Here is a 13402-nt window from a genome sequence, read left to right as displayed (position 1 = left end):
TAAGATGAAAAATTTTAGAGATTTAGGTGGTAATAAAACTGAAGATGGTAGAAGTGTAAAGTATGGGTTATTTTATAGGTCTGCAAAACTATCAAACCTAAGTAAAAATGATATAAAAATTTTAAAAGAATTAAATATTAAATATATATTTGATTATAGAAGTGACGAAGAAGCTCGTAAGTATCCATCAACAATAATATCAAATATAAAAAATATAAGAATTCCAGCTATGAGAGAGTTAGAAGAATCGCAAGGAAGCTTTGGTTCTATTGAAGATATGATTGATGGTTTGTTTGAAAAAGATGGAGCGTTTAATATGTTAAATAATAGTTACTATAATTTACCTGTAAATAATCCATCTTATAGAAAATTAGTAGAACTTATAAAGGAGTATTCTAATTTACCAATATTAAATCATTGTACAGCGGGTAAGGATAGAACTGGTGTAGGGAGTGCTATAATTCTTATGATTTTAGGTGTATCAAGAGAGAATATAATGAAAGATTATTTAAAAAGTAATGAATTTGCAGATAAAGAAATAGAAAGGTTTATAGAATATAAGCCTAAATTTAAAGGAATTCCAAAAGAAAAATTAAATTATATATTTGGCGTAAATGAAGAATATATTAAAACTGCTTTTAGAAGAATTGATGAAGAATACAGTAGTGTGGAAAAATATTTATATGGAGAATTTAATTTAGATAAGGAAGAAATAAAAAAATTGAGAAATCAATATTTAGAGTAAAAGGTGATTTTATGAGTTTAAATATAACAGCAAGACAGATAAGTATAATAAAAATTCTGTTAAATTCGGAAGATACAATTAGTGGTCTTGCCTTAAGTCAAGAAATAGGGTGCTCTTCAAAAACTATACAAAATGAAATAAAGGATATTAATAAACAACTTAAAAACAGTAAAATTCTATCAATACGAGGTGTTGGTTATAAGTTAGAAGGAAACTTTAATGAAGTGAATTTAAATAGTAATCTATACGATGATGTAGATAGAGTAGAGTATATAATCAGAAAAGTATTAACCTTGAGTAATGAAGAAAAAAATACCATAAGGATTGAAGATTTAGCAGATTCTATGTATGTGAGTGTTTCAACAGTAAAAAATGACTTAAAAGAAGTAAAAAGAATATTAGAAAGGTATTCCATTTCGATTAAGTCAAAGCATAAGCAAGGTATCTGTATTTCTGAAAGTGAAGATAGAATAGTAAATTGTATAATTGATTTGAGTAATAAGAGAGATAATCAATTGACTCTAAATGATTTTTTAAATGATTATATAAAAGAAAAAAAGTTAATAATAAAAAAAATATTATTAGATGTATTAAATGAAAATAGATTGATATTAACTGACATAGAATTTAAAAACGTGTTGAATAATATACTAGTTATGTTAAGTAGACATAACTGTAATGAAAAAGAGTTTATAGAAGATTTTGTAGAAAATTATAGTAATAAGAGAAGTTCAATTCTAGAAAATGAACAAAACAAAGAAATTATAATAAACTCAATAAAAACTTTTTGTAAAAATTTAAAATTAGCTACATCAATAGACATCAGTCATGATGAGATATTTGAAGAATTTTTATATAAGCATATTAGTAGTCTGTGTAAAAAAATAAAGCTAGGTATAAACCAATCACCTATAATAGCTCAAGATATCAAAATAAAATATCCATTTGCTTTTGAGCTAGCTAATATAGCTAAAAAAACAATAGAAAAAGATTTAAATATAGAAATCAATGAGGATGAGGTTGCAAACATAGCTCTACATATAGGAGGAGCTGTTGAAAGGGCATCTTATAATAACAAAGATAAGGTTTTCAAGACGATAATAGTTTGCACTTCAGGGATAGGGACATCAATGTTAATAAAGGCTAAATTGGAAAATATATTTAAAGAAAAACTAGAAATATTAAAAGTTATTCCTTCATATTTAGTTGAATATATAAAAGTCATAGATGTTGATTTTGTAATATCTACTGTTCCTATTGAAATAGCAGATATACCAGTAATAAATATATCTCCTATTTTAAGTGAAAAAGAAATTAAATTAATTGAAAAATATATAGAAACAGGAAATATATATTTAGATTTGGATATAAAAAATCTTCTTGATAATGAGTTGTTTTTTACTGATTTAGATTTTAAAAGAAAAGAAGATGTTATAGATTTTATGGCAAGTAAACTTGTACAAAAAGGTTACATAGACGAGGATATGAAAAATTCTTACTTTGAGAGGGAAAAAATAGCTACAACTGAAATAGGAAATAAGGTAACCATACCACATGGAGCAATTGGAAAAGTTTTTGAAAACAAAATAGCAATTGGTATATTGAAGACTCCTATTGCTTGGGAAATATCAGATGTTCGTTTAATAATAATGTTAGCACTTGATAAGGATAAAATATTAGATTATGAAGTTATATTTTCAAATATATATAAAAGAGTAGATTCTATAGCAAAAGTTATAAGCATATGTGAAAATAGCAATTTTGAAAAGTTTGTAAACTTGTTTAAATAAAGAGTATTGTATATACACTTGTAAGTTTGGATAATATAAAACTAAATAAAATAAAAACGATAAATTTCTCTTTTAATTAAGAGAAATTTTTTGACTTTCAGAGATATTAATATGAAGTTAAGATATAAACATAAAGTAAATAAATAAAAAGAGGTGGCAAAATGATTTATACAGTAACATTAAATCCATCAATAGATTATATAGTTAAGTTAGATAAATTAAAGACTGGAAATACAAATCGTGTAAATGAAGAATACGTTTATCCAGGAGGAAAAGGTATAAATGTATCTCGTATACTAAAAGAACTTGGAAATGATAATATATCTTTAGGTTTTATAAGTGGTTTTACTGGAGAATATATAATAAGAATATTAGAAGAAAAAAACTTGAAGACAGATTTTATAAAATTAAAACGTGGTTTTACAAGAATAAATGTAAAAATAAAAGAATTAGAAGAAACCGAGATTAATGGACAAGGACCAAATATAGATGATGAATATATTGACTTGTTATATAGAAAACTTGATAAATTAAATCAAGATGACATTTTAATATTGGCAGGAAGTATACCTTCTACTTTAGACGAAAAACTATATGAAAATATAATGTCTAGATTAGAAGAAAAAAATATAAAAGTTGTAGTAGATGCAACTAAAAATCTTCTTCTTAATGTTTTAAAATACAACCCTTTTCTAATTAAGCCTAATAGTGACGAATTAGAAGAACTGTTTAATGTTAAATTAAACTCAAATGAAGATATAGTAAAATATGCTAAGAAATTAAAGCAAATGGGGGCTAAAAATGTTTTAGTCTCAATGGGGAAAGATGGAGCAATGCTAGTTACAGAAGAAGATGAGGTACTTATAAGTAATGTACCTAAAGGAAAAGTTAAAAATTCTGTAGGAGCAGGAGACTCAATGGTAGCAGGATTTATATCTGGATATTTGAATACTGGTAAATATGATTATGCTCTTAAATTAGGGGCAGCATCAGGTAGTGCAACTGCTTTTTCATATGACTTAGCTAAAAAAGAATACATTAATGAATTGGTAAATGAAATATCTGTAAATAAATTTAAAAATATATAGAAAGGAAATTAGGAATTATGAAAATTATAGATTTATTAGATGAAAAATCAATTAAGTTAAATTTAAAGTCAAAAAATAAGTCAGAAGCGATAGAAGAATTAGTTGACTTAGTTGCAAATAGTGGCAACTTGAATGACAAAGAAAATTATAAAAAAGCTATTATAACTCGTGAAGAAATGAGTACAACAGGAATTGGAGAAGGGGTAGCTATCCCTCATGCTAAGAATACATCAGTTACTAAGGCTTGTATAGCAGCAGCAATATCAAAAGAAGGTATAGATTATGAATCATTTGATGGAAGTTTGTCAAATCTATTTTTTATGATAGCTGCACCAGATGGAGCTAATAATACTCACCTGGAAGTGCTATCAAGATTATCTACAATACTTATGGATGAAGATTTTAGAAATAAACTTATAAATTCAACTTCTGAGAAAGAATTTAAGGAAATAATAGATAAAAAAGAAAGAGAAAAATTTAGTGAAGAATATAAAGATGAAGTAATTGGGAAAGAAAATATAGTAAATGTTAAGAATAAAGATATTAATAAGTATCCTCAAGTTTTAGCAGTAACAGCATGTCCAACTGGAATAGCGCATACATTTATGGCAGCTGAAAGTTTAAATAAAATGGCTGAAAGTAAAGGTATATCAATAAAAGTAGAAACTAATGGTTCAGCAGGTGTTAAAAATAGACTCACAAAAGAAGAGATAGAAAATGCAACATGTATAATAGTGGCAGCAGATAAAAATGTTGAGATGGCTAGATTTAATGGTAAAAAAGTCATAAAGACTAAGGTGGCTGATGGTATACACAAAGCAGAGGAACTTATAGATAAAGCTGTAAATGGAGATGCTCCAGTTTATCATGGAGGAGAGATAAATCACAACGAACCAAATGAAGAAAGTGAAAGTGGATTTAGAAAAGTGTATAAACATTTAATGAATGGTGTATCTAATATGTTACCATTTGTTATTGGTGGAGGAATACTTATAGCCATAGCATTTTTACTTGATGATTATTCTATTGACCCTTCACATTTTGGTTCAAATACTCCAACAGCAGCATTTTTTAAGGGAATAGGAGACAAAGCTTTTGGATTTATGTTACCTGTACTTGCAGGATATATAGCATATTCTATATCTGATAGACCAGCATTTGTTGTAGGTTTTGTAGGAGGAGCTCTTGCAGGTGATGGTGGTTCCGGTTTTTTAGGTGCATTACTTGCAGGATTTATAGCAGGCTATTTAGTAGAAGGACTTAAGAAAATATTTAGTGTATTGCCAACTTCATTAGAAGGAATAAAACCAGTATTATTATATCCTTTATTTGGAACGCTTTTGATGGGGATTATAATGACGTTTTTAGTAATACCTCCAGTTACAGCAATTAATAATGCAATGGTTGGCTTTTTAAATGGTTTAGGTGGAACTTCAAAAATAGTTTTAGGGTTAGTATTAGGTGGAATGATGGCCGTAGATATGGGTGGACCTGTAAATAAAGCAGCATATGTATTTGGGGTCGCATCACTTGAATCAGGTCAATTTGAAATAATGGCAGCAGTAATGGCTGGTGGTATGGTTCCTCCACTTGCTATAGCTCTTGCAACTACATTCTTTAAAAATAGATTTACAAAAGAAGAAAGAGATTCTGGTAAAGTTAACTATGTAATGGGATTATCCTTTGTAACTGAAGGAGCTATACCTTTCGCAGCTGGAGACCCACTTCATGTTATACCAGCTTGTGTTGGAGGTTCAGCAGTGGCGGGGGCACTTAGTATGTTGTTCAATGCAGCTCTTCGTGCACCTCATGGAGGAGTATTTGTTATACCAGTAGTTACTCATCCACTTGGATATATATTAGCTATAGCTATAGGTGCTGTGGTTGGAATGATGCTTTTAGCACTACTTAAAAAACCATTAAATCAAGAAGCATAGTAAATAAAGATTATTTAATAATTAAAAATCTTTTGTTCTATAAAAATTAATATATTACTGAATTATCCTAAAGTATGAAATATAAAAAAGTGAACTTTGATATACAAAGTTCATTTTTTGTGTAAATGTATTTTAAGAGTCTTATAATTTTTAATATGTAAATTAGATTTTTTAACTAAACTGTTAACTATCAATAGAAAATAAATATAAATTTAACAAAATAGTATTAATTTCAAAAATAAATTATAAAAAAAGTATAGAAAAAAAGAATGTTGATGTCGAATTACATAGACAGAAGCAATAAAAAACCTTTTCAAATTATGATATTATGTTTTAGTACACAAAAATATAGGAAGAGGGAGTGTTATTTTTGAAATTAAAGAGTAAAAAAGTATTCTCATTATTATTGACATTAGTTTTAGGAACAATAATGTTAGTTGGCTGTTCAAGTAAAGAAGATGAAGCTACAACGCAAAATGCTTCTAAAAAAGACAAAGGGACTTTAAACGTAGGAGTATCTGTAGAATATGCACCATGGTGTTATAAAGAAAATGATGAAAATAAAGGTTTTGAAATTGATGTATGGAAAGAAATATCAAAAAGAACAGGTTATAAAATAGAGTTTAAAACAGCCAAATTTAGTGGACTTATGGGGATGTTAGATGCTGGTAAAGTTGATACAGTAGCACACCAAATGTCAACTACTCCTGAAAGAGTAGAAAAATATGATTTTTCGGATACTTATGCATATAGTAAATATAAATTTATAGTACCAGAGAATAGTACTATAAGTAAGATAGAAGACATAAAAGGTAAAAAGGTAGGTTGTGTTCTAGGTGGTAATGGAGAAAAAACTATAAGAGATTTAAATGAAAAACATAACTTAGGTCTTGATATAGTTACATATGATGGCGTACCTATGGAAAAAGATGTAGAAAATGGAAGAATTGATGTTGCATGGCTTTCAGAAGTTAAAGCTAAAACAACTATAGAACAAGGAGAGCTTAAATTAAAAGTTGCAGATATAGATACTGGTGTATATGAAGTAAACCAATATCCGTTTAGAAAAGAGGAGAAAAGTAAAGCTATAATAGAGGATGTCAATAAAGCTATAAAAGCAATGCATGAAGATGGAACATTTACAAAATTATCTGAAGCGTGGTTTGGCTTAGATACAACTAAGGAAAATTAATTGGAGGTTAAGGATGCAAGTATTTGATTTTGGATTTGCAGCAGGTATATTTCCATTAATATTAAAATATTTGACAGTAACATTTAAAATGTCTCTGTTATCTTTGGTATTGGGAATGATTGTAGCTTTACTTATAGCATTAATTGTAGATGCTAAAGTTCCGATTTTAAAAACAGTATCAAGAATATACATCTCATTTTTTAGAGGTACTCCTCTTGCTGCTCAACTTTTTTTCATATACTTTGGTCTAATACAATTAGTACCAGAACTTAAAACATTAGAAGCTTTTTCAGCAGCAGTAATAGTAATTGGTTTAAATTCTTCTGCTTATTTTGCAGAAAGTTTAAGAGGCGCTATAACATCTGTAGATAAAGGTCAAATAGAAGCAAGCTTAGCATTTGGAATGTCATATGTACAAACAATGAAAAGGATTGTCTTACCACAAGCTATAAGGGTTGCGATTCCTCCTTTTACAAATACTTTTGCAGATATTATAAAAGGAACTTCTCTTGCGTTTACTATTGGAGTTACAGAAATTATGGCAGTTGCCCAATCAGAAGCAGCAGCAAGTTATAAATATTTAGAGGCTTTTACTTGTGTAATAGTAGTATATTGGATTGTAAATCTTATATTAGGTTTTGTTCAGACTAAGCTAGAAGAAAGACTTAGTGAGGTATATTAAATTTATAGAGATATTTATAAAATTGTGTAGATATGTTTTGTTATTAAATATTACTGGAAAAGTTGATTTCCAGTAATATTTTTTTGTAACTAGAAAATGTTAATCAAAGATGCTTTAGTTTTTATTTTGTAAAACCTTTAGATTCTATACACTAAATTCTGATATGAGTTCTTAATTGTACTGACTCAATTATATAGTTACTTCTATTTATATTATAAGTCGTACAACAGATAACTCATTACAAAGACATATTTATTTTTTATACTATTTATAATAAATAAACTTGATGATGGGAAAACTATTATTATTTAATATGTAAAGGAGTATTTTAAATGAATGAGTCGTATTGGTTTTTAAATTCAAATCCAAAAGAATATAAAAAATTAGGCGAAAATATAAAAGTAGAGTGTCTTATAGTAGGTGGAGGTATAACTGGATTAACAACTGCATATTTATTAGCAAAAGAGGGTAAAAAAGTAGCGCTTGTTGAAGCTGATAAAATAGGATATGGAACTTCAGGAAGAAATACTGGTAAGGTAACTTGTCAGCATGACATATTTTATTCTAAGATAGAGAAAAAATATGGATTAGATAAAGCAAAATCATATTATAATGCAAATAATGAAGCTTTAAATTTAATTGAACAAATAATAAAAGAGAATAATATCAAATGTGATTTTAAAAAAGAACCATCTTTTGTATTTACAGAAAAAGAAGATACTATAAAGGATATAAAGGAGGAATATCGTACATGTAAAAAAATAGGAATAGATTGTGAATATCATGAAACTATAGCAGATATTCCATTAGATATAAAGGGAGCTATTAGTTTTAATAATCAAGGTCAATTTAACCCAAAGAAGTATATTGATGGATTAGCAGAAATAGCAGTAAATTTAGGTCTAGAAATATATGAAGATACACCAGTAGTCGATTTAGAAAAAGGTAAAATATGTAGTGTTAAGACAAGAGAAGATAATATAATAGAAGCTGAAAATGTTATAATTTCATCTCATAGTCCATGGTATGATGGATTGAATTTTTATTTTGCAAAAGAATATGCAGAACGTGCTTACTTAATGACAGCAGTTTTAGAAAATAAATTACTGGAGGGTATGTTTATAAGTATAGATGACCCATCCATAACTTTTAGACAATATAATGATGGAAATGAGAATTTACTAATCTTTGGAGGAGGAGACCATAAAGTTGGTCAAGGAGGAACTGAAAAAGAAATATTTAATGACTTAGAACATTATGGAAAAAAGGTATTTAAGGTAAAAGATTTTAAATGTAGATGGTCAGCTCAAGATAATATGAGTTTTGATAATGTTCCTTATATAGGTTACATTAATAAAAGAGAAAACAATATTTATGTAGCTACAGGTTTCTCTAAATGGGGAATTACTAATGGTACTGTTGCGGGAATAATAATAAAGGATTTGATAGTAAATAATAATTCTGATTATAAAGATACTTTTAATCCATCGAGATTAGGTAGTTATTTCTCAAAAGATTTTATAAAAGAAAATGTAAATGTAGCAATGAATTATGTAAGTGGAAAATTAAAAATTGGCAGTGGAGATATGCCTAAAAGTAATGGAGAAGGAAAGATTGTTAATATTGATGGGAAAAGATATGGTGTGTATAAAGATGATATGGGAGAATTTTATATTGTAGATACTACATGTACTCATTTAGGTTGTGAACTTAATTTTAATAGTGAAGAAAAAACATGGGATTGTCCATGTCATGGTTCTAGATTTGATTACAAGGGAAATATACTTGAAGGACCGGCTCTTAAGCCACTAAAGCTTTATGGTCATGGTGATAATGATGTTAATCCTAAGCTATTATAGAATTGTTTTAGAAAGGTAAAGTGTGTATGAATAAACTTTTAAAACCGATAACTATACTATTATATATAGTTTATATTTTTTCTTCTATATTTTTTGCAATTAACAAAGAGTTTGGAAATATAGGGTTAGTAGCAATAAGTTTAGTTGGTACTCTTATACTGACTTTTATAAATAAGCAAAATGAAAGATTGTTAAGCAAAGAACTATATATAGTTCTTGCTTTATTTATAATGTTTTCAGCATTGTTAGGCACTTGTTTTAATTTTTATGATATAAATTATTATGATGATTTTTTACATTTATGGTCAGGTGTAATATCTTCTATTGTGGCATTTTCTATAATCAAATATTTCCATACACAAAGAGATATAAGCAAAATGAGTAAAGTATATTTAATCATATTTGTATTTATGTTTAGTATGGGAGTAGCTAGTTTGTGGGAGATAGGTGAATTTCTAATGGATACTTTTATTGGTACTAATACACAAGCTGGTGGACTAGAAGATACTATGATTGATATGGTAGATGCTTTAATAGGTACAATTATAACTATTCCTTTTATAATAAAAAAATCAAATGCATAGTTTTAGTATTAATTACAATGGATTTAATTTTATTCATATTAGATTTTAAGAAATTATATGATAAATTAAATCCATTTTTTATGATATGTATTTGTATAAGAGATTGTATAATTTCTTATATTATGAAAATTAATTTGAAATATTTAAAAGAGTATATAATTATAAAGACAATATTTTGCGTTAAATACATATATTCTACAAAAAGCATAATATAAATTTTGTTTTTTTGTTACAAAATGCAGAACTGTATAGGTATATATATAGATGATAAATATTCTTTGACATTTAGCAGAAATTAAGCTCTTTTACTATTGTAATTTAAAAATTATATTTAATAATGTAAATTTTAATAAATTAAATGGTGTAGTAGGTAGAATATTTTTTATATAATATTAATTTTGATGATACGAAAATTAATCATTGTATACATGCATATAAATAAATATAAAAAGTTATATATAATAGGGGGAGAAGATGTTAAAAAAAATCAATTTAGAGAGCTGTTTTAAGCATGCTATAGAAAAAGGATACAACTATTTAGGTGTAGTTGTAAAAGTAGATGAAAATCATAGGGAATTAATAGTAAATACAAACAATAACTTTCAAAGTAAGCTTAAGTATTATAAGTTAGCTTATGATGAAAATTTGAATCATAATGTAGCTAATGATATGAGCATAACTGATTTTACATATGGAAATACTTTAGCAGATATTGAAAGTAAATTAAAAAAAAATTTTATATAAAATAAAAAATATATTTTTTATTTTAACAAAGTATATTTTATATAAGGTATATTACATAGTGAATAGAAAATATGTCACCTCAAAAAATCCACGCAATATCAACAAGTCTAATAATCTCAAATAAGCTTGTTAGCATTTAAATAATGCTAACAAGCTTAAGTATGCTAATCTAAGATATTTAAACAAGGAAGGTTTAAAGAATATGAGTAAAAGTATAAATGAAGAAGATGTATTGAGCTATAGACCTAATTTAAAAGTAGGTAGATTTGATGATTTTGAATATAAATCAACAAAGTGTACAAGTAAATCTATTACAGTTGAGAATTATAAAACCAACATTTTAAAATCATTTGAGAAGTATCATCCCTCAAATGTAGTATCAAAATTAAATGAACTTATATCATTATCAAAATCGTATTTAAGTTTGATAGAGAATGATGCGTACCAAGGTAAAATTATGAAAAAGTATTGTTTTTCCATTACAGAAAATGAGCAAGACACCCTAAGAGCTGAAAACTTTAATAATTTATATGGTGACTCTAAGTTTGAAAGTTACTTAGAAATTTTAAATATAAAAAATGAACTATTGAATATAAGAAAAGTTTTTGTAGAGGGAATTTATACAACCAAAAAGAATGATTATTCATTTGATGATGTGGATTATTCATTTATTGACAAACTGAATCAATATGAATATGAAAAAAGTAATCATAACATAAATTATTTTTCGCTATTTTATGATATTCAAAGTGTATTTACTTTATTAGAATACTGTAATGATATAGAAAAAATAGTTGAAAAGCTATATTTGATTGAAAATAACAAAAAAAGAGAACCAATAAATTCAGAAACTTATATTATTCTAAGTAAAAAGTTTAATCTTATAAATAAAACTATGAAGAATGATTTATTTAATGATAAAAGTATTTATGGAAATATAGAGACTTGTTTACACAATATGTTTTTAGCTAAACATGATGTAAATACATTTATAAATGGTTTTATGAGTTTAGATGTTTTGAAAGATGATTACAGTTTAGTTAATGAAATAAAGGAAGATAATTTAAATGATATAGAAATTAGAATTGATGAACTGATAAATGCTTGTATGTTATCTGTAATTTATAAAAGAGATGTTTACAATTCCTTATGGAATAAATCAAAAATAAGAGAATTTTTTACTAAATAACTTACAATAGAGAAAGATAGTTGGTATATTCAGAAAATGAAAAGTATTAATAAGGAAGGTGAATATATGGCTGTTAAACAAAAAAATATTAAAAAGAAAGATAAAGAAGAGCTTTATTCAAAAGCAGTAAGAATAAAATGTTGTTATTGTATTAAAAAAGAAGGTTGTTTATATCAAGCAAGAAAGGAGTCTAGTGAAAGTTCAGGTTATATAACTTATTGTACATTAACTCCAAACATTCCTAAAAAACAACGTAAAAAAATAAAACGTTAGCCAAAGGAGAAAATATATGAAGAACTATTTAAAAAAGAGATTAAGAAACAGGGGGTTTTGGGTTTCTCTATCAGCGATGTTAGTACTTACAATACAATCTTTTGGATATGTTGATATACTACCCAAAAATTATTCTGATACAGTAAATTGCTTTTTAGCTTTGCTCACAGCACTTGGAATATTGAATGATAATTCTACAGAAAATAAGTGGTATTTAGATGATAAGCAATAAAGTTTCTTAAATAGCTAACATATTTATATTCTAAAAAACTTTTCAAAAATATTTATAATAAAAACAAAGGAGATAGTATTATGATTTTTAATGATTTGAAGATACCAAGAGGTAGTTCTTTTGACCCAATGCAAGGAGTTAGATCTATAGACAATATAGATGGAGATGTTACAGAACTTGTCATAGTAGAAGGGGAAGTCAATGTAAATGTAATTGGTCAATATACTTTGAAGTACTCAGCCCCAGATAAATCTGGAAATATAACAACAATAAATAGAACAATAACAGTTGTAGATACAGGTTCACCTATAATAAGTGGAGCTGATAATAAGACTATAAATTTATTGGAAGAATTAGATTTAAGGGCTGGAGTTACAGCGATGGATGATATTGATGGAGATTTAACTGATTCTATAACTATAGAGGGAACAGTAGATAATACTATACCTGGAGACAATAGTATTGTTTATACTGTGGAAGATAAATCTAAAAATAAAAGTATAGTAAATAGGATAATAACAGTTGTTGATAATATAGCTCCTATATTATCTGGTGTTGAAGATTGTATTGTAGAGTATGGTTCAACATTTGATTCAAAGGATGGAGTTACTGCTAATGATAATATAGATGGAGATTTAACTTCTAAGATAGTAATAGAAGGAGAGGTTAATACTTCTATTTTAGGAGAACAAGTATTAACATACAAAGTTTCAGATGTATCAAACAATGAAGCAAGTGTTGTAAGAAAAGTTACTGTTGTTGATACTGTTAAGCCAGTGTTTACAGGTATAGATGATTTAATATTAAACCTAAATGATAAATTTGATGCTTTAGAAGGTGTAACAGCTGTAGATGAAGTTGATGGAGATTTAACAGATTTAATAACTGTTGAAGGTGGAGATTTAGTTGATACATCTGTTGTAAAAGAATATCAAGTTACTTATAAAGTATCTGATAAATCATCAAATGAAACTGTGGCAGTTAGGCTGGTATCAGTAATAGATAATATACCTCCAGTATTAACTGGTGTTGAGGATAAAACTATAGAAGTGGAACCAGTACCTAAAGAAGAAGTTTAATAAATAGT

13 protein-coding genes are annotated in these 13402 nt (G+C 26.8%); all 13 read left to right on the top strand.

Annotated elements, in window-relative coordinates:
- Positions 1-4: 4 nt before the first annotated feature.
- The 13 genes from ACTG47_RS12225 to ACTG47_RS12165 all read left to right on the top strand — a co-directional run bounded on the left by ACTG47_RS12225 (position 5) and on the right by ACTG47_RS12165 (position 13394).
- Positions 5-745, top strand: coding sequence for a tyrosine-protein phosphatase (locus ACTG47_RS12225; RefSeq protein ID WP_479924759.1), 741 nt, complete (start codon positions 5-7; stop codon positions 743-745).
- 11 nt (positions 746-756) lie between these two features.
- Entirely contained in the window at positions 757-2535 is a 1779-nt protein-coding gene (locus ACTG47_RS12220) for a BglG family transcription antiterminator (RefSeq protein ID WP_479924758.1), read from the top strand.
- A gap of 161 nt (positions 2536-2696) precedes the next feature.
- The gene (pfkB, locus tag ACTG47_RS12215) at positions 2697-3623 is read left to right on the top strand and encodes a 1-phosphofructokinase (RefSeq protein ID WP_479924757.1); all 927 of its coding nucleotides are present in this window, start codon (positions 2697-2699) and stop codon (positions 3621-3623) included.
- A gap of 17 nt (positions 3624-3640) precedes the next feature.
- A complete protein-coding gene (locus ACTG47_RS12210; RefSeq protein WP_479924756.1) occupies positions 3641-5560 on the top strand; it encodes a PTS fructose transporter subunit IIABC in 1920 nt (639 codons plus the stop codon).
- 370 nt (positions 5561-5930) lie between these two features.
- Complete coding sequence (locus tag ACTG47_RS12205) at positions 5931-6752, top strand: transporter substrate-binding domain-containing protein (RefSeq protein WP_479924755.1); 822 nt, start codon at positions 5931-5933, stop codon at positions 6750-6752.
- A 13-nt stretch (positions 6753-6765) separates the two neighbouring features.
- The gene (locus tag ACTG47_RS12200) at positions 6766-7434 is read left to right on the top strand and encodes an amino acid ABC transporter permease (RefSeq protein ID WP_479924754.1); all 669 of its coding nucleotides are present in this window, start codon (positions 6766-6768) and stop codon (positions 7432-7434) included.
- Positions 7435-7766: 332 nt separating this feature from the next.
- Positions 7767-9293: an FAD-dependent oxidoreductase gene (locus ACTG47_RS12195; RefSeq protein ID WP_479924753.1), complete on the top strand. Its 1527-nt coding sequence runs from the start codon at positions 7767-7769 to the stop codon at positions 9291-9293.
- A gap of 26 nt (positions 9294-9319) precedes the next feature.
- Positions 9320-9877 (top strand): DUF2238 domain-containing protein, encoded by a 558-nt coding sequence (locus tag ACTG47_RS12190; protein ID WP_479924752.1) that lies wholly within the window; start codon positions 9320-9322, stop codon positions 9875-9877.
- A 474-nt stretch (positions 9878-10351) separates the two neighbouring features.
- Positions 10352-10621: a hypothetical protein gene (locus ACTG47_RS12185; protein WP_169467799.1), complete on the top strand. Its 270-nt coding sequence runs from the start codon at positions 10352-10354 to the stop codon at positions 10619-10621.
- A 202-nt stretch (positions 10622-10823) separates the two neighbouring features.
- Positions 10824-11810 carry a hypothetical protein gene (locus ACTG47_RS12180; protein WP_479924751.1) on the top strand — a complete coding sequence of 329 codons (987 nt, stop codon included), beginning with the start codon at positions 10824-10826 and terminating at the stop codon, positions 11808-11810.
- A 36-nt stretch (positions 11811-11846) separates the two neighbouring features.
- Positions 11847-12083, top strand: coding sequence for a hypothetical protein (locus tag ACTG47_RS12175; RefSeq protein ID WP_479924750.1), 237 nt, complete (start codon positions 11847-11849; stop codon positions 12081-12083).
- Between the two features lie 16 nt (positions 12084-12099).
- Positions 12100-12315: a phage holin gene (locus tag ACTG47_RS12170; protein WP_479924749.1), complete on the top strand. Its 216-nt coding sequence runs from the start codon at positions 12100-12102 to the stop codon at positions 12313-12315.
- Positions 12316-12395: 80 nt separating this feature from the next.
- The gene (locus ACTG47_RS12165) at positions 12396-13394 is read left to right on the top strand and encodes an immunoglobulin-like domain-containing protein (RefSeq protein WP_479924748.1); all 999 of its coding nucleotides are present in this window, start codon (positions 12396-12398) and stop codon (positions 13392-13394) included.
- Positions 13395-13402: the final 8 nt, after the last annotated feature.

The organism is Clostridioides sp. LIBA-6622 (assembly GCF_056716095.1).
The sequence above is the reverse complement of the archived record's forward strand: the minus strand, read 5'-3'. Positions and strand labels throughout refer to the sequence as shown.

Bases quoted from the DNA above. Each gene is read 5' to 3' on its own strand.
- ACTG47_RS12200 (WP_479924754.1), top strand. From the start codon at position 6,766: ATGCAAGTATTTGATTTTGGATTTGCAGCAGGTATATTTCCATTAATA.
- ACTG47_RS12195 (WP_479924753.1), top strand. From the start codon at position 7,767: ATGAATGAGTCGTATTGGTTTTTAAATTCAAATCCAAAAGAATATAAA.
- ACTG47_RS12185 (WP_169467799.1), top strand. From the start codon at position 10,352: ATGTTAAAAAAAATCAATTTAGAGAGCTGTTTTAAGCATGCTATAGAA.
- ACTG47_RS12170 (WP_479924749.1), top strand. From the start codon at position 12,100: ATGAAGAACTATTTAAAAAAGAGATTAAGAAACAGGGGGTTTTGGGTT.
- ACTG47_RS12210 (WP_479924756.1), top strand. From the start codon at position 3,641: ATGAAAATTATAGATTTATTAGATGAAAAATCAATTAAGTTAAATTTA.
- ACTG47_RS12165 (WP_479924748.1), top strand. From the start codon at position 12,396: ATGATTTTTAATGATTTGAAGATACCAAGAGGTAGTTCTTTTGACCCA.
- ACTG47_RS12175 (WP_479924750.1), top strand. From the start codon at position 11,847: ATGAAAAGTATTAATAAGGAAGGTGAATATATGGCTGTTAAACAAAAA.
- ACTG47_RS12225 (WP_479924759.1), top strand. From the start codon at position 5: ATGAAAAATTTTAGAGATTTAGGTGGTAATAAAACTGAAGATGGTAGA.
- pfkB (WP_479924757.1), top strand. From the start codon at position 2,697: ATGATTTATACAGTAACATTAAATCCATCAATAGATTATATAGTTAAG.
- ACTG47_RS12180 (WP_479924751.1), top strand. From the start codon at position 10,824: ATGAGTAAAAGTATAAATGAAGAAGATGTATTGAGCTATAGACCTAAT.
- ACTG47_RS12220 (WP_479924758.1), top strand. From the start codon at position 757: ATGAGTTTAAATATAACAGCAAGACAGATAAGTATAATAAAAATTCTG.
- ACTG47_RS12190 (WP_479924752.1), top strand. From the start codon at position 9,320: ATGAATAAACTTTTAAAACCGATAACTATACTATTATATATAGTTTAT.